Raw genomic sequence first — 17571 nt, 5'->3', positions numbered from 1 at the left:
TCGGGAAAATTCCCATGCACACGCCGGCGGCGGCCAACCATGCATCAAACACCACCACGCCGGCACGCCGTATTTTCAATCCTCGGGCCATCAGAGATACTCCCCCAGTTCGATATAGGGCAACGCGTTCACCCCATCATAGAAATACAGACCGGTGCCAGTCTGGTCGTATCCTGCGCCACTGCCCGCATTGCCGGCCGGGCCAGAACGCCCTGGACTACGGACCAGTTGGAATGTGCCGGTAACGGCGCTGAGCACCCCGCCAAACGTGGCGGCCCCGTTGATGATGGTCAGGCCGGGCGCGTATATCTGACCGTCAGCCGAAACGTGGAAGTATTTCCCGCTGCCGATGTCGCCCAGACGCAGCCCCTCAGGCCCCAGGTAGAACCCTGCCCCGGTCGGCCATGCAAATTCCGTGAACGCGCCCCCAGTGATTGCGCCACGCAGACGCACGCTATTGGCGTAGAAATCCCCTGCGCGATTCAGGTACCAGCCCGCCTGGCCAGGTGAATAATTGGACGACCAAATATCGCCGCCGATTTTGGCATTGGTAATGCTGGCGTTCTGGATGAAGGCATTGGCGATATACACACCGATCGGGATGGTCACACCGCCGACCACCGTTTCCGTCGTGCGCACGATGAACGGCACTGCCGCAGCGATGCCACTCCCGGCCGGCGCCGCGATCGAGAAGATGCTGGCGTGTACAGCGAAGTCGATGACATCACCACCTCCCAGCAACTCCAGGCCACCGACAATGCCACCCACATCCATCTTGATGGAATACTTGGCCTTGAGTCCCTCCACGCTATCGGCTGTCGCCTCGCCGGAGGCCTTGACCGCCGCGACACCTGTCACCAAACCTGTGATCGGATCTTTAAGGGTGGCCTGAGCTTGCAGCAGATACGACGCCGCAGCCTGCGCGCTACCGTCGGCATTGGTGGCCGATTGCGCGACCTGCTGCAGATACGATCCCGCCTGGCCAGCTGCCGTGCCGGCTGTCGTGGCTGAATTATTTGCCGCCGTGGCACTCTGGCCTGCTGCCGTCGCACGCGCGTCGGCCGTCTGCGCCGAGCCACTGGCGGCCAGTGCAGCGCCGGCGGCCTGGTTATATGCAGCCTCGGCGGAGATGCGGTCCACCCTGGCGGCCTCCGCGCTGCTGCCGGCATCCGTTGCCTTGCCAGCGGCACTTTGAGCCGACAGTGATGCGGCATTGGCGCTGGCGCCAGCTTGCCCGGCAGCTTGCCCGGCAGCTGTGGCGGCATCACCAGCGGCCCCGGCCGCTGCGCTCGCATTGAGCAGAGCCTGGGACGCAGCAGTTGCTGCCTGCCCCGCCTCCGTCGATTTCGTGCCGGCCGTGCTGGCCGAACCAGCAGCAGCCACCGCCGACCCGCCAGCCGCAGTATTTGATGCCGCCGCCAGCTGCGCGCTGCTGGCAGCCTGGCTGGCCGAGCCGGCGGCGTTGGTCTCGGCAGTGCCCGCTGCGCCAGCCGACTGCGATGCAGAGGCGGCCGCGCCGGTGGCGGTGTTTTTGGCGCCCACCGCCAGCTCGGCACTGGTGGCGGCCTGACTGGCGGCGCCGCCGGCGGCCGTCGATGAGGCACTGGCCGAACCGGCGGATTGCAGCGCGGCGCTGGCTGAACCGCTGGCCGCGTCGCGCGCCGCCTTTGCCTCGATCGCCGATTGCGAGGATGCGGCGGCCTGCACGCCGGCAGCGGTCGCCGAGCCAGCGGCAGTATCCTTGCTGGTCGACGCTGCGCTGGCACTGGCGCCAGCCGCGCCCGCGGCATTGGCTGCCGTGCTGGCCGCGCTTTCCGCCGCCGCCGCGCTGCCGCCAGCAGCGGTAGCCGCCTGCGATGACTGGCCAGCCGACGTCGACGCAGCGCCGGCGGCGGTGCTGGCAGTGGCCGCCGACAGGTTCGCCTGGCTGGCGTACTGGCTGGCACCGCCGGCGGCGGCATCGGCTGCCGCTGCCTTGAGCGCGGCATCGGCGGCGGCCTGCACGGCCTGAGCCGCTGATGCTGCAGCCGATGCCGTATCACCGTAGATCACTTCCAGATCGGCGACCGCATCCCGCGTCGGCTCGATCAGATCAATTTTGGCGCCCAGGTCTGCATGCAACTGCGATCGGGTGATCTCGTCCGTCAGCACCTGCAGCAGATGCTCGACCTCGGCATCCGACGCGCCCACCGTGCCGCTGCTGGCGTTATATGGACCAGGGATGGCCGCGCGCGAAACGTAGCGAATCCAGTAGTAGAGGAACGCGCCCGGCCCGACCGGATCGGTATATTCCCGGCCGTCGGCACGGCCGACCAATACCGCCTGGGCGAAATTATTCACCGGCGCGCGCCACACCTCGGTGTGCGACAGATTGTTGTAATTGGCTGGCGCCGCGTTCCACGCCAGCGTGATCGTGGCCGGATGACCGGTCGCGACCAGACCCGTCGGCGCCTGAGGCGGCGTCAGGTCCAGCGCCTGCTGCTTGGCCACCGTCTGCCGGGCGCGATAGGTGACGCCCTCGATCACGGTGGTGGCGGTCACCGTCACGATGCTGGGTGCCATATCGGCGTAGCTCAGCACGGCGTTGCCGTTGGCCACCGTCAGCGGCACCGCCGGCTCGCTGGAAAAAGTGATCGCGCCGACGGCGCCCAGCATCAGCGCCGAGAAAGTGATTGTTTCCGGAATTGGCACGCCGCCCACAGATACCTCGAACATCGTGGCGCTGGGCGTGAGCATCAGCGCGCGGTCGAGCGGCGTCGAATAGCGCGGCACCGTGCCCTGGATCAGCACGTCCCGATCATTGATTAATGCACTCATACCATCACCCCCACGGTGCAGCGGCCGGTGATCCAGTCAGGGCCCAGCGAGACCACCACCGCCGGTGCGCCCTGCTCCAGGCCGAAACGCGGATAGGTGATGGTGACGTCCTGGCCCAGTTCAAGTAGCAGCATTTCGGGTTCTCCATCGAATTCATAAATAGTGCGCGGCGCGCGGCCCAGCGCTAGGCGACGTGCTGCTTCCGTCGCCGCGTCGACGCGGCGCAGCAGGCAGGTGTCGATCTGCACCGGCTCCGTATCGAGGCGGTAGGTGACGCGCACAACCTCGTCTGTCGCCGTTTCTGTTAGCCACTCGCTGGAGTACAGGCTCTTGTGCTCGACAGGCAGCGAGGTTTGCAGGTCTGGCTGCACGATGTAGTTGCGGCAAAAGCCGATCTTGACGGCCGCCAGCACCTCCTGGCGCGCTACCGGCCGCAATGTGCGCTCGCGCATGTGCTCCGGCGTGATGTACATCGTCGGCGTGCCCACGCCAGGCAAGCGCAGCTGGATCAGCCGCAGCAGGCCGGCGCGCGACAAGATCAGTTGCGCACCTACGCTGGCCGCCAATTGCTGGCACGCCACCAGCACGTTGGTGCGATCGGTCACTGACAGGCCTACTGGCTGCGAGTGCGCGGCATCGAAAATGGCGAAGTTAGCCGCGTCCAGGTCCTCGGCCGTGAAACGCGTCGACGCTTTGCCATAGCCGGTGACAATGCGCTGCACCAGTGGGCCGATGCGGTTGCTATAACCGCCGGCGCTGTCGCCGTGGGCGCTGACCGTGACGGCGCCGGTGCCGACGGCATCGCGGAAGCGGAATGCGCCGCGCTCTGGGTAAAAATCCACCTCGCGCGGCTTGCCGTTGGTGCGCACCTCGGCACCAGGTTCGACCTGGCCCGCGTGGAACTGGTACTCCTGCAACGCCGGGTCGGTCAGCAGCGGTGCCAGGTTGTGGCCCTCGCCGAACAGTAGCGGTAGCAGCGCGCCTTTGTTGGCGGTGGCGCCACCCAGAAGCTGCTCGGTCAGCGGCGTGTTCAGCCGCTGCAACTTGTCGCGCAGCTTGATGTTGACGCTATCGCGGCTGGCACTGTCGATATCGGCGATGACACCGTTGAAAATCGGCTGGAACTGCCCGCGCGGCCAGCTTGGATCGCCTACCCAGGCCCGGATAGTACGGTTCACCCACACTTCACCCAGCCAGCCATCGAGCTCGCCGTCGACGTTTGACAGCTCGATATCGCCACTCGACAGCGATGCCTCGGCCGTCAACGAGACCTGCTCGCTCAGGCCGATGCCGCCCACGATCAGCGGCTCATACAGCGTATTGGCTGGAACGTCGGCCGGGCCGGTCAAGAACGGGCGCGAGGCCAGATAACGGGTGACCTCGACGCCGGCCACATGGACCAGCGCCTCGACCAGTACCATACGCACTGCCGCAGGATCCTGCAGCCATACTAAAAATTGCTCATTTGTCATGCTAGTTCCGCTTTCGATTCATTGGTCCAGACGGACTGTTTGGCTGATTTCTCGACGCCGGCCACTACCGTTTTAGCGGTGATGGCGTTCGACTCGACCGTGGCCTGGATGGTGGCGCCGGTGTGTTTTTTCTGATCGTCACGCAGGCCCTTGATTTCAGCGGTTTGAGCATCCAGGCGAGCATTTAGGGCGCGGACCTCGGCGACCAGCACTTCGGAACTCGCACTTGACCCGGCCGAATAGCGCGTGGCATCGAATACCACCGGCACAGGCGCGCTGGTCATGGCGGCCTGCACGGCGACGGCTGGTGCATTCGTGAATTCCACGCCCAGCCCACTCGACACGCCCATGGCAACCTGCAGGTTGGCAATCGCCTGCGCCACCGTCAGCACGCTGTCGTTGATGGTGATCAGGCCGGATACCTGGGCATTCAAGGCGTCGAGGCTGGCCTGCTGCACGTCGACCTGTGCCGCCGCCCATTTCAAGGCGTCTTCGTTGGCAGCCACCACCCGGGCATAGTCGGCCGCATAACGGCCATCGGCCGCATTGACCACTTGCGATGCGGTGAGGAAAGCCTGCTCGGCGGCTGACAGGCCCGACTGCGCTGAGGCGTCGCCTGCATTGGCTGCCGCCAGGGTCTTCTCGAACTGGGCGCGCGCCTCGGCATACTTTTGCTCCGGCGTCAGCGTCGATTGGGCACCCAGCGCCATGCTGGCGTTCAGGCCATTCAGGGTGGTCACCCAGGACCTGGATTTATCGAGCGCCGATTTGGCTGCCGCCGATTCGGTTTCGTAGGCTTTGGATAGCGCGTCCTTGGCCGTCACCACCGCCTTGGCCGCCTGCACCTGATCGAACAGTGCGCGGTTGACGTCGGCCAGGCCATCGCGCTGTGCCGCCAACAGCGCGGTGTCGCTTTTGGTCAGCTCGTTCAGCTGCTGCTGCAAATCTTGCCGTTCGCTGACAATCTCGCTGGCGCTCTTGTTTGCCGCAGCCACCGCACCGGTGGCCGCGGCCAGGTCGGCCGCGTAATCGGCGGCCGTCTTGAACGGCTCGGCCAGGGCCAGCAGCGATGCATACAGCTGCGCCGCCCCATCCTGGCCCAGCGCCACGCCATCGGCCGCGCTCAATACGGCAGCCTTGAAGCCGTCCATGGTGGTCACACCGGCCAGGCCCAGTTTGCCCATGGCGTCGTTGACGGATTCCGTGATCGGCGCCATGCGTTCGGCTTCGGTCAGGAAATTGTCGACAAAAAAGCTGGTGCCGCTGGTCAGCGCATCGAGATCGCCGGCGGCGGTGATCAGATTCTCGCTGAGCGCCACGGCACCCAGGCCGGTCACCTGGAAGGACTTGCCCAGCACGGCCAGCACGTCCGACACTTGCATATAGTTGTTGGCGACGCGGGCCAGCGTTTCCAGGTAGCCCTCGCCCACCTGCTGGTATTTTTCCAGGCCACCGACGCCGAATTTGGCCATGTCGTCGCCCAGCTTGGAAAACGCGGCTTCCAGGGCTTTCTGCAGCTCCTCGCCCTTCAGGTCTTTCAGGCTGATCTTGCCCAGATTGACGACAAAGGTATTCAATTTATTGGCAAAGGCGTCGCCGCCCAGGCCCAGCGTATCGGAGGCGGCGACGATGGTGTCGCGCAGGCCCAGAATGATCTTGCTGAACTGGTCGTCGGTTTCGGCGCCAAGACCCGTCAGCGCCGTGCGGTATTTGTCGCTGGAGAACCAGCCGCCGGACTTCTTGGTGTCGACATAGGAACTGACGCTGATGCCCGATTGTTCCAGATTGCCCAGGCTCGCCTGGCTGGTCACGATCCCGGTATCGATGACGCTGGTCTTGCCGCCGAAAATGCTGCTGGCGATATTGCCCAGCATGCCACCACTGGAGCCGCTTTTGGTCGCCAAGGTGGCGGTCAGCGAGTCGGAGCGCACCAGCAGGCTGCCCAGTCCGCCGATACCGGACACGATCTGCTTGAGCGACAGCACCATGGACGACGAATACGCCAGGCCCAGGCCGGAATTTTTTTCCATGATGGTCAAGCTGTTGGCGATCGATTCCGACTTGGCCGACGAGTCGCCCAGCACCGTGCCAGTGCCATTAGCGGACTGGCGGTCCTTGGCGGTGGTGTCGGCGCCGCCACCGCCGGAAACGGCGACACCGATCGCCATCAGCATGCCAGCCACCATCGCAAAGGCGCCGATATTGGCTGGAAAAGGTGTCGCCAGGGCGGATGCCAGCGCAGTCGTTCCGTAGGCGCTCGACTTGGCCGCCTCGGCGGCCGCTACGGGAGCGACGGCTGTCGCGGCGCCCGCAATTTCGGCGGTAGTGGCCGCAGTTTTCGCCGTGGTGACCACGGTGATATTGGTCAGCTTCTCAAACAGGGCTTTGGCATTCATGGCGAATTCATAGGCACGGAACCCCTTCTCCACCTTTTCCATCACCTCGTAACCAGTCGTATGCTCCTTGAAGAAGCCCTTGGCGGCGCCTGCCAGTTCCCTGTATTGCTTGACGCCCGCCATATGCGCCTTGTCGCGCGCTTTGGTCTCTTCCGGTTCAGACTTTGCCGCAGCAAGATCCTTCGCCAGGTTGAAATCGATATCGTCCTGCGTCTTCCTGAAGTTGAGCAAGGCAGTGGTCATCTTGCCGATGGTGGTGCCGACACCACCGAAAGCATGTTCCAGTTTTTTTCCGAGCTCGGTGGCGAAGTCTCCCGCCTCCTTCCATTCCGCCTCGCTATATTTGCGCGTTGGCGCCACAGGCGCCGCAGCCGTCTTGGCCTTGGCATCGGCAGCTTCCTTGCCGGCGCCATCCAGATTAATCTGGCGCTGTTCGTCCGAGGCAAAGGCAATGTATTTGTCACCGGCCTTGGTCGCGACACCCTTGCCGGCGCCGATTCCTTCAGTGGCGCCGGCGCGCATGGCGGCTAACCGGGTATAGGCATTGCCCAGGCTGGCCACCTTGTAGGCGTCAGCCAGCGCCTTGGCTTCGGCGACGTTGACGGCTCCCAGCGCCTTTGCTGCCGCAGCGCTGTCCCGCGCCTGTTCTGCCTGCGCGCGCAGCAGCAGCACGGACAATTCCGTCTGTGTATTGACCTCCTTGAGGCTGGCGGCTGCGGCGCTGCTGGCTTCGTCGAGTGCCTTGAGTGCCTCTGCGCCCGCCTTCGACGTATACAAGGTGATTTTTAACTCCGTTATCTCTGGCATGGTTGGCCTGTAAAAAAGGCCGCACATGGCGGCCGGGTTGGAAAAAACAGTCAGCCAGGCGCATGCTGGTGCGACAGGAACAGCGCATCGAGACTATCGAGCAACTGGTGCTCGAACGGCTCCACGGCGAGCCGGTGGCGCGCCTGCCACGCCAGGATCTCGGTGCTGGCGATGGGATTGACGGCCATGCCGTTCTGACGCTTGCGGTTCAGCTGCACGAACCACTCCCAGACGTGGGCCAGCTCGAACGGCAGCGGCGGCGCTTCGGCTTCCGGCGGCGCGCGGTAGAGCGGATGACGGCGGGCGGCATCGAGGTGCTCGCCCTTGGCATGGCCGTCGGCGGCGCGCGCGCCGCGCTCGAACTGGTGGCCCGCGTAGCGCAGCAGGCTGGCCGTCAGAGTTTCAAAAAATTCGACTCGTTTTCCAGCGCGGTGGTGACTTTTTCCTGCCAGGTCGGATATTTTTCAAACGCCGCTTCCAGCAAGGCCGGGTCCAGCGGCACCGGCGCGCCATTGCTGGTGAAGCCATACCAGCCGGTGACCACGGCCAGCGCCAGGCGCTTCTGGTTGCCGTCGATCGCCTGCACCAGCAGTTCGGCGCCTTCGTCGGTGGAGGCGTCGATGGCGGTCTTGCGGCGCGCGGATTTCTTGTAGCCTTCGGCGCGCACGGCGTTGTTGGCGATGCGGTATTGCTCGCTGTTCTTGCCGACAATGGTCAGGCCGGCCACCGCTTCGCCGTCGGCGTCGAAGATGACGGGCACGTCGAAGGTGACGGGCGCGGCGGCCGCGTTGAGGTTGCCGATATCAAAACCTGCCTGGATTTTTTGTGCGTTGTTCATGTGTGCTGCTTTCTGTAGAAAGTAAAAGATAAAAAAAGGCCGCCACGCGGGCGGCCCTGGCAACCGTGGAATGCTTACAGCGCGCTGTCCTGGATGCTCAGGGTGGTCGCTTCATGCTGCGCGTCGGCACCCTGGTAGCGCAGGATGTCGAAGGCGCAGGTGACGATCTTGTTTTTCTCGCCGTCGTCGATCTTGGCCGAGGTGATCTTGACCCGGCCCATGGCCAGCGCCAGCACGTCGGCGGCAGGCGCCGTGCCCGAGGCCATGGCGTAGGCCAGGGCGATTTCCGTCTCGTCCTTGAAGTAGTCGAGATAGACGGCATCCTGCAGCAGCACCGTGAACTGGCCCGAGCCCAGCACCTTGCCGCGCGAGGCGGCGGTGGCGAACTTCGAGCCGATCACCGGATCGACCTTGACCTGGCCGTCGAGCGAGACCGACATGCCGGTGCAGATCTGCGACGGGATGCCGTTCACCGACAGCATCGCCGTGGCGCCCGAGAACTTGCCGCTGCCCGCGGCCGCAGCCGGTGTGACGAAATGCGGCGCAGCCGTGGTCGGGCCTTCCGCCTTGCCCATCAGTGTGAAGTCCAGGCTGGTGATGCCGTTCGGCTGCACCGCGATATCCATCTTGCTGACCAGCTGGTCGACAAAGCTGCGATGCACGCCGATGTTCGGGTCCTGCACTTCGGCCGTGAACCAGTCGGTGGTGTGGCCGGTCAACGGCGTGAAACTGCGCTTGCCCACGGCGCTTACTGCGACCGAATCGCCGGCCGCCTTGACGACCATCGCCGAGCCGTCCATGAACTGGCCGTTCAGGTTGGTGGCCGTAACGGCGGTGACGAAAAAGTTTTTTGCGTTGTTGGCGGTGGCCGGCGCCGTCATGCCGCTGATGCGCACCACGCTGCCGGCGCGGAAACCGTCGGCCAGCCAGGAACCCGCACTGCGCACCAGTCCGTTGGCGGCGGCAGCGATGTTGGTCTGGGCGGCGGCCACGCCACCGGCCGTGAAGTCGCGGCGCAGCAGCGCGGCCATCAGCGGCGCATAGGTACCGCAGGCCGCTTCGGCCTTGATGGCACCGGTCGTGCGGAAGTTGCCCAGGCGGGTGTCGCCCTGCTGCTGGCTGGCGTCGATTTCGCTGCTGGCGTATTTGTCCGCTTCGGTGTCGAAGGTGGCCGTGACACGCGGGTAGACCTGGCCGCCGCCGGCCGCCGCCTTGACGCCTTCGGCGCCTTGTTTGCTGATGACGATCACGCTGTCGATGCCGTTTGCTGTCGATGCCATGGGTAATGCCTTTCATGAGATAAAAAAAAGACCGCCGGGCGGTCTGGGTGGATGTGCTGGAAAAACGGGAAAGCAATGGAAACAGCCCGCAGGCGGCAAGGCTCTGCGGGCTGAAAAGTTCGGACGGCGCGAGGCCGCGCCGAACGGGAGGTGTGCGTAGTATTGCCGGGAAGGCGTGGGCGCTGGAGATTATCCTATCGGTGTCGCGCCGGAAGCGCGTCTATTACGAGTGGACAAGCATGTGGTGTTGCGGTTCTGCTGTGCTGCGTTCGCTTTGTTTGCTGCTTGAGCGAGACTCTATTCTAGGGGCGTTTTTTTCAGTACCAGGCTTCTTGCACAATTATTTTATCTGCCCAGACGGCGCATGGCGCGCCGGCCGTGCGACTGGAAAATCGCTTCCAGTTCGCTGACCATGTCCTTGATACGCTCCAGTTCAAAGCCGCCGGAACAGGTGATCGCCGCTACACCGGCGCCGTGGCAAGCCTTGCAGACGAGCGGTGCGCCCGCCGTGCCGGCGCTGACGACACCGGTGCCGTGGCAGACCTTGCATTTGCTGTCGAGCCAATGGGCCAGCGACGCTTCGGCCACGCGCCGGTACAGGGTATTGGCCGCCTGCGCGTCCCAGGCGGTGCGCGCCTTGACCCAGCGCCGCGCCTGGCCCTTTTTTGCCACGGCCGCGGTCCAGGCGCGCAGCAGCTGCGCCAGGTTGCCGGCATTGCCCTCGAACACGCGGCTGACGGTGCCGTCCGCGTACTTGACGCGGCACAGCAAGGCACCCATGTCGCCGGCCAGCGCGGCGGCGGCGATCACGTCGAGGTCGTGGTGCACCGCGTCGTCCCGCAAATTACGCGACGACAGCGAGGCGATGAATTGTTCTGCAAACCCCATGATGTTCTCCTCGTTGTTACTGTGTTGATGAGCGGGCCGGGCCGAACAGGGCCGCCACCAGCGGATCGCGGCTGGCCGTGCCGCACGGCCAGCTGGCCATGCGGCGCACCTGCGGCGGTAATTCGGCCCAGGCTTCGCCTTCGTCGTCCGCCTCGCCCGGCGCATACAGGGCGGGCCGCTGGCGCCCCGGCTCGGTGCAATGGCGCTGCGCCAGGTGGATCAGTCCGGCGCCGCACATATGGCGCAGGTAGCGGCTCATGGTGCCGGCGTCCAGGCCCAGCAGGGCCGACAACTGCGCCGCGCTGGCCTGGCCGTGCGCGGCGATATGCTGCGCGATATCGGCGATATGCAGCTGCGATTTCTTGCTGCGCCCCAGTATCCTGCGCCCTGTTTGCGGTGGCGCTCCGCGACGGACCACCTGACTGCTGTTCAACATCTCCATCCTCCCTGTACCTGCCTGCCGGGCAACGCTGTGTGCGAATTTGCGACAGGCAACAAGTGGACTTTATCAATCGCTAATGTTAAAGTCAAGCATTTGGTAATTTATCAAACGGTAAATTTCGGGTTTAATGCGGAGATGAACATGTATCAATACAGACGCGACCGACTGCTGGCACTGATCAGCGAGCACTACGAGCACACGCGCAAGAAAATATCCGACGCCAGCGGCTGGAGCGAAGCGCGCATTTCGCAGATCCTGTCGCCCACCTACCGCGAAGGGCGCGCCTTCAGCGAAAAGATCGCGCGCAAGCTGGAGGCGGACCTGCAGCTCGACAGCATGTATTTCGACCAGGGCGCTGCGCCCGACCAGGCGGCCCTGGCGGCGCGCGCCTTGGCCGGCGTCAAGCCGGTCGTCGTCAACGATGGCGAGGACGAGCGCTTCTACGATATCCGCAAGGTGAAATTGCGCTTGTCGGCCGGTATCACCGGCTTTGCGATCGAGCCGGAAACGCATGACGGCAGCACCATCAGCGTGCCGCGCGGCTGGGTCGACCGCCATGGCTATCACCCTGAAAAACTGGTGGCGATCAAGGTCAAGGGCGAGAGCATGGAGCCGGCCCTGTATGAAGACGACGTGGTCATCATCAACACGGCCGATATCCGGCCCATCGACGGCGTGGTGTATGCCATCAATTACGAAGGCGAACCGGTGGTCAAGCGCCTGTCACGCGATGTCGGCGAGTGGTGGCTGACCTCGGATAATCCCGACCAGCGCAAATACCACCGCAAGATGTGCCGTGGCATGGAGTGCATTATTGTCGGGCGGGTGGTGCGCAAGGAGAGTGAGCGCATCTGAGATTCATGGCAAACGCCATCCTTTGTAGGCCGCATCGGCCTCCATGGGCGCCGGTGGCCGGATGCCGGTCTCGCTGAAAAAACGCGCGTAGTTGACCAGTTCCAGCCGCGTCGCCATGCCCGCGCCGTGATCGCCGCGCGCGCGCAGGCGAAAGGTCAGCGAGATACAGCGCTGCGCCGCCGGCACCAGGCTGCTGTTGGAAAATACCGTCCACAACGGCCCGCTGCCAGGCTGGCGCAGGCCGGCCAGCCACGCTGTGCCCGGCAGCGCCAGTTCGCCGGCATCACGCGCGTCCCACGGCTGGCCCGTGACGGCGTCAACCAGCGCCGCATCGCCCAGCTCGGCCCGGACCGCCAGCATCGCCGGCGCCAGCTCCCTGTTTTCGCTCATGCCGATCCAGAAACACTCGTCGTCGGCCAATGGCAGCAGCCACGCGCCCAGCGCATTGCGCCCGACCGGCAACGCGCCGAGGCTGGCCGGTGGCTGGTCCACGCTGCCCCCGGTGGGATAAAAGAAGCGCTGGAACGTCAATATCACGCCGCGCCCGAGTTCCAGACGGCCTGGCCTTGCCTCCTTCATGGCGGCGCGGCGGGAAGCAAGTCCAGCGCAGAAGGAGGCAACTGCCATTTCCGCGCCCGCGCCAGGCGCGCGCGGGAATGCCGCGCCACCGCACTGGCCGGCGCCATGTTCATCGGCATTGCCATCACGGGCGATGGCGGCTCCTGCAGCGCCTGGCGCAAGGTTTCCCATGCCGCTCGCTTGACCCCTTCATCAATGCTCCACGCCATGAACGGCGGCAGCGAGGCCGGCGCCTGCATGCGGCTCCACATGGCGGCCGGTATCTCGATCCGTCCCTCGTGCGCGGCCCGCACCAGCAAGGGCCAGCTGCGGGCAAACATCGGCGGGCCATCCAGGACGACGTCCCGCGGTACGATGACCTTGCTGCACTGCAAGGCCAGCGCCACCCAGTCTGGGTGCGTCGCCCCCAACGGTTGCTGCAAATTACGCACAATCGCATCGAGCTTGCTCACATCGCGGTAGCGGTCGCGCTCACGTTCGAGCAGCAGCAAGTGCGCGCCGGTCAGCCCGAAGATGGGGTTGGCAAGATTCTCCTGTGCCAGCATCTGTTCCAGATCGGCATTCAGTATGCGCCGTTCATCCGCCAGCGCCAGGCGCAGGCTCTCGGCCATGCGGTCTTCCGTCTCATCCTGTGGGGCACCCTGGTCCATCCTGTGCATCATCAGCGACACGCGCGGACGCGCACTCAAACTGTCCTTGCCGGGCACGCCACGGCGCAGCAGATACACTTCCAGGCGCCACCCCTTGCATACCAGCAGGCTTTGTTCCAAAAGGCTGCCATCGCTGAGTTTCTGGCGCAGGAAGTAGTTGCCGGGCGCCAGTTTCCGGCTGCCCACGGCATACGGGTCGGCGTCGCCGCGATGCAGGCGCGTATCGCATGTGCCATCGAATACCATGGCGCCACTGGCGTCGACGATGGCCACGTCTTTCCACAGTTCGGTGTGCGCCAGCGACGAGTTTGGCGCGCTCCAGGCGCGCACCATCAGCATCAGCGACGCGTCATCGCCGTCGGCCGCCTGCCGGCTGCTGGCGTTCAATTCCTGCGCGCGTGCCAGGGTATGCGCGGCCAGAGAAGAGCTCGTGCCTGGCAGCGGCACCACGGACGACGGCAGGCGCGTGACGTCGGTCGGGTCGATCGCCCCCGATTGGCTGTCCAGCAAGATGATGCGCTGGCTGAGGCCGCGGCCGATACGCGTCTTGACCTTGAACAGTCCGAAAGGCAAGGACGTCGACAGGCGGCCGGCATCCCTGTCGACCAGCGACAGGCGCTGGTCGATCACAAAGATTTCAGTGCCCGGCTCGCCGGGATCGACATTGAGCGTGAAGATTTTTCCTGCGGCAGTTGCGTCAACTTGCGGTCCGCTGTCACGCACCACGACACGCATGTCGGCCAGCACCTCGAAACCCTGCGACAGCCCGATATCCGGCACTTGCACCAGATACAGGCCGGGCGCAAGCAGGTGATCCGTGCCGTCCACCGTGAACGGCCGCGCGGCGGGCGGCACGCCGCTCCACAGAAAAGCCGCACGGCCGTTCGCCTCTGGCGGAAAATAGAGCGTGACGCGATAGCGCAACTGCTCGATGCCACGCACGAAGATCAGGCCGGGATCTTCCTGAATGATCTCGGGATCGAGCGCGACATTGCTGTTTTCGCGCTGCGCGTCGGTCATCAAGGCAGCCTGGGCGTTGCGCACCCAGTCGGCCAGGCTGCGTCCGGTGACGCGCCCGTTCTGGTCGGCCGCCGCGCCGCGCAGGCCTTGCAGCAAGGCCCAGGTAAATACGCCATGCACCTTGTTGTCATCGGCCGGTATCGGATTTTCAACCGCCTTCAAGGGGCGCTGCGCGGCGAAGGCAACGAAGCTGGCCCGTGGCGGCACGCCGCCATCGGGTGGATTCAACAGTGGATCGCGCACGGGACCGGTTGCCATGCGGTCCATGCAACAATCCATCCACAGCACGAACTCTTCGAAGAAAGCGCTTTCCTGCAGCCAGTTGAGCCATCCGGTGGCATGGATGTGGGCGTTGAAACCGGGCCGCGCATTGGCGGTGTACAGGCAGGCGTCAGTACGTTCCGGCGAAAAGCCGTGGCCGGCCATGAACAGGTACAGGCGCTCGCCCACGCGCAGGCCAGTACCCCTTGCATTGCTCTTCTGCGCCAACAGCGCGAGATGCAAGAGCACTTCTTCCAGCTCCACGTCCGTCGGCCTGGCGCCGTCAGCGGGCGCGGCCTCGTCCGAGATAATGACATGGATGGTGCTGTCATCGGCGAAGCCGCCACCACGGCAATCAAGCAGCCATGCCTTGACGGCTTCGACATCGTTGACTGGGCCTTGCAGAACGCTGGTTTCCTCGTCACCAAGCAGCGTCGGGTAATCGCGGATGCCGATCAATATCGCATGGTCTGCCATATCGCCTCCGCTCAGTTATGGTACATGGTCTGGACAAACTTCTTGTCCTGCTCGGACAGGACAGAGTTGAAACCGATCGACATGCCGTTGAGCGTCCAGGCCGCCGGAATCGGATACATCATGATCGATTCGCGGTCCATCACCGTATTATAGATCTCGGCGTCCCTGAATTTCTGGAACATATTGTGTTCGATCGTGTCGGCATCCCAGTTATTCGGCGGGCCGCTCAGATCGCGGATCACCGCGTCGCGGTTCCATTCGATGCCGCCGCCCTTGACGTTGAAGTGTTCATGCGTCAGGCCCAGCAAATGACCGAACTCGTGCAGCACCACGCTGCGCACTTCCTCGTCGCTCGATTCGTTCGTCAGCCAGCCGAAATTCATGGTCGGCTGGGGCTCGGGGATGCTCTTGCACATGGTGCCCAGATAAGACCATGAGCCCTTGCCTTGCTGGAAGGCGATGCGCGCATCGCTCGGCCTGCGCTGGTCGAACGAGAATGTCAGGTTGACCAGCTTGTCCCATTCATTGGCGGCCTTGCGCACGCGCTGTTGCAGCGCGGGATCGCCGTCCAGAAAGCGTATGCGGATGACGCTGCGGTCGGGCCACTTCGCACTTTTCAGCAGCACGCCGCGCACCTGGCTGTTCAGCACCTTCTGCACCGCCGGATCAAGATCTTCAAAAGTCAAACAACTGCAATAGTGTGTTTCATTCGCCGACATGGCCGTCTCCTGTCATGGTGGAAGGGTGGATGATGGATGCGGCCGGCAGGCACCGTCCGCTGGCGCAGACCACGGTGCCACCACCGCTCCTTCCATTAAGACGGATCAAAACAGGACCAAGTTCAGTCCTTGCCCGGGCATGGTTTGATCGCGCGCATACAGACCGGCAAGAGCGCTCAAGCCGCCATCACGCTCTCGATCTGCTGCAAGGCCAGCGGATCGTCCATCGACGTCAGGTCGCCCGGATGGCGCCCTTCGCACACGGCCTGGATGGCGCGCCGCAGCAACTTGCCCGAACGCGTCTTCGGCAATTGCGGCACGAACAGCACACGCGCCGGCCGCGCCACGGCGCCCAGCTGGCGGTCGACCACCGCCATCACTTCGCGCTCCAGCAGCGCCCTGCCCTGCTCGCTTTCCGCCGCCCGCGGGTCTTTCAGGATCACGAAGGCCATCGCCACCTGGCCCTTGAGCTTGTCCTCCATGCCGACCACCGCCACTTCCGACACATTCGGGTGGCTGGAAATGCTCTCCTCGATCTCGCGCGTGCCCAGGCGATGGCCGGCCACATTGATCACGTCGTCGGTGCGGCCCAGGATAAAGTAATAGCCGTCGGCGTCGCGCAGCCCCCAGTCGAACGTCGAGTACACCTGTTTGTCGCCGAAGGTGGACCAGTAGGTGTCGACAAAGCGCTGGTCGTCGCCATACACGGTTTGCAGACAGCCCGGCGGCAGCGGCCCTTCCAGCACCAGCACGCCCTTTTCATTCGCGCCGCACTCCTGGCCGGTCGATTCATTGAGCAGTTTCACCTTGTAGCCGTACATGGCCAGGCCGGGGCTGCCCAGGCGCGTCGGCGTATTGTCAACACCCCTGGCCACCGACAGGATGGGCCAGCCCGTCTCGGTCTGCCAGTAGTTGTCGATGATATCGACTTTCAGTTCGCCGGCGATCCATTGCGAGGTGGTTTCATCGAGTGGTTCGCCCGCCAGGTACAGCGCCTTCAAGGACGACAGATCGTGCTTGCGCATCAGCTCCACCGGGTGCTTGCGCAGCACGCGAATCGCCGTCGGCGCCGAGAACATGCGCGTGACCCGGTATTTTTCAACGATGCTCCACCAGATGCCCGCGTCGGGGCAGATGGGCAAGCCTTCGTACAGGATGGTGGCCATGCCGGCGATCAGGGGGCCGTACACGATATACGAGTGGCCGACCACCCAGCCGATATCGGAAGTGGCAAAAAAGGTCTCGCCGGGCTTGCCGCAAAACGTGTATTCCATCGACGAGGCCAGCGCCACCGCATAGCCGCCCACGTCGCGCTGCACGCCTTTCGGCTTGCCGGTGGTGCCCGAGGTGTACAGCACATACGACACCTCGTTCGATTCGAGCCAGGTGATGGGTACCTGCGCCTCGAGATGCTGTTCGCGCAGGGCCGCGTAGTCGACATCGCGCCCGGCCACCAGTTCCATCGGCGCCAAGCGGCGGTCGACCAGCAGCACGTGCTCGGGCTGGTGCGCAGCGATGCGGATCGCTTCGTCCAGCAGCGGCTTGTAGGCAATCGGCTTGCCGTTGCGCGAGCCCGCATCGCTGGAAAACACCAGTTTCGGCTGCGCGTCGTCGATGCGGCTGGCCAGGCTGTTGGAAGCGAAGCCGCCGAACACCACCGAGTGGATGGCGCCGATGCGCGCGCAGGCCAGCATGGCAAACGCCGCTTCGGCGATCATCGGCATATAGATCAGCACACGGTCGCCCTGGCCCACGCCCAGCGACAGCAGGATCGCCGCGCAGCGCTCCACCTCGCGCTGCAGTTCGCGATAGCTATATGTGCGCTCGGTATTGGTTTCGGTGGAAATGGCGATCAGCGCCGGTGCGTCGCCACGGGCGCCGACCCAGCGGTCGACGGCGTTATGGCACAGATTCGTCGTGCCGCCGACGAACCACTTCGTGAATGGCGGCCGGCTGTCGTCGAGCACCTGTGAAAACGGCGTATGCCAGTCTATCTTCTTGGCTTCCTCGCGCCAGAACGCTTCGGGGTGGTCAATTGAATGCTGGTAAAACTGGGCAAAACTCATGTCT

At 64.4% G+C, this 17571-nt stretch carries 13 protein-coding genes; 1 reads left to right on the top strand and 12 read right to left on the bottom strand.

The window, feature by feature from the left end; genetic code table 11:
- Window positions 1–90: 90 nt before the first annotated feature.
- The 8 genes from ACP7B7_RS12435 to ACP7B7_RS12400 form a co-directional block, all read right to left on the bottom strand.
- Window positions 91–2817, bottom strand: coding sequence for a hypothetical protein (locus ACP7B7_RS12435; RefSeq protein ID WP_426076868.1), 2727 nt, complete (start codon window positions 2815–2817; stop codon window positions 91–93).
- Window positions 2814–4289: a hypothetical protein gene (locus ACP7B7_RS12430; RefSeq protein ID WP_426076867.1), complete on the bottom strand. Its 1476-nt coding sequence runs from the start codon at window positions 4287–4289 to the stop codon at window positions 2814–2816. Before ACP7B7_RS12430 ends, ACP7B7_RS12435 begins: the two co-directional genes overlap by 4 nt.
- The gene (locus ACP7B7_RS12425; protein ID WP_426076866.1) at window positions 4286–7492 is read right to left on the bottom strand and encodes a hypothetical protein; all 3207 of its coding nucleotides are present in this window, start codon (window positions 7490–7492) and stop codon (window positions 4286–4288) included. The genes ACP7B7_RS12430 and ACP7B7_RS12425 overlap by 4 nt, the downstream gene beginning before the upstream one ends.
- Before the next feature lie 50 nt (window positions 7493–7542).
- Entirely contained in the window at window positions 7543–7875 is a 333-nt protein-coding gene (locus ACP7B7_RS12420; protein WP_426076896.1) for a phage tail assembly chaperone, read from the bottom strand.
- 11 nt (window positions 7876–7886) lie between these two features.
- Entirely contained in the window at window positions 7887–8330 is a 444-nt protein-coding gene (locus ACP7B7_RS12415) for a hypothetical protein (protein ID WP_308921758.1), read from the bottom strand.
- 74 nt (window positions 8331–8404) lie between these two features.
- Entirely contained in the window at window positions 8405–9610 is a 1206-nt protein-coding gene (locus ACP7B7_RS12410; protein ID WP_426076865.1) for a phage tail tube protein, read from the bottom strand.
- Between the two features lie 345 nt (window positions 9611–9955).
- Window positions 9956–10498 carry a hypothetical protein gene (locus ACP7B7_RS12405; protein WP_308921760.1) on the bottom strand — a complete coding sequence of 181 codons (543 nt, stop codon included), beginning with the start codon at window positions 10496–10498 and terminating at the stop codon, window positions 9956–9958.
- A 16-nt stretch (window positions 10499–10514) separates the two neighbouring features.
- A complete protein-coding gene (locus ACP7B7_RS12400; protein ID WP_308921761.1) occupies window positions 10515–10934 on the bottom strand; it encodes a helix-turn-helix domain-containing protein in 420 nt (139 codons plus the stop codon).
- A gap of 147 nt (window positions 10935–11081) precedes the next feature.
- Between ACP7B7_RS12400 and ACP7B7_RS12395 the strand changes: the two genes are divergently transcribed.
- The gene (locus ACP7B7_RS12395; RefSeq protein WP_426076864.1) at window positions 11082–11795 is read left to right on the top strand and encodes a S24 family peptidase; all 714 of its coding nucleotides are present in this window, start codon (window positions 11082–11084) and stop codon (window positions 11793–11795) included.
- 3 nt (window positions 11796–11798) lie between these two features.
- Here the strand turns inward: ACP7B7_RS12395 and ACP7B7_RS12390 are convergent, their stop codons facing one another.
- The 4 genes from ACP7B7_RS12390 to ACP7B7_RS12375 form a co-directional block, all read right to left on the bottom strand.
- The gene (locus ACP7B7_RS12390; RefSeq protein WP_426076863.1) at window positions 11799–12374 is read right to left on the bottom strand and encodes a hypothetical protein; all 576 of its coding nucleotides are present in this window, start codon (window positions 12372–12374) and stop codon (window positions 11799–11801) included.
- The gene (locus ACP7B7_RS12385) at window positions 12371–14782 is read right to left on the bottom strand and encodes a caspase family protein (protein ID WP_426076862.1); all 2412 of its coding nucleotides are present in this window, start codon (window positions 14780–14782) and stop codon (window positions 12371–12373) included. The genes ACP7B7_RS12390 and ACP7B7_RS12385 overlap by 4 nt, the downstream gene beginning before the upstream one ends.
- A gap of 11 nt (window positions 14783–14793) precedes the next feature.
- Window positions 14794–15501 (bottom strand): M12 family metallopeptidase, encoded by a 708-nt coding sequence (locus ACP7B7_RS12380; protein ID WP_426076861.1) that lies wholly within the window; start codon window positions 15499–15501, stop codon window positions 14794–14796.
- A gap of 176 nt (window positions 15502–15677) precedes the next feature.
- A complete protein-coding gene (locus ACP7B7_RS12375) occupies window positions 15678–17567 on the bottom strand; it encodes a propionate--CoA ligase (protein WP_426076860.1) in 1890 nt (629 codons plus the stop codon).
- Between the last annotated feature and the right edge of the window lie 4 nt (window positions 17568–17571).

This window comes from Janthinobacterium sp. PSPC3-1, assembly GCF_049896105.1.
In the GTDB taxonomy this organism is placed as follows: Bacteria; Pseudomonadota; Gammaproteobacteria; order Burkholderiales; family Burkholderiaceae_D; genus Janthinobacterium.
This window is presented reverse-complemented; position numbering and strand designations above follow the sequence as displayed.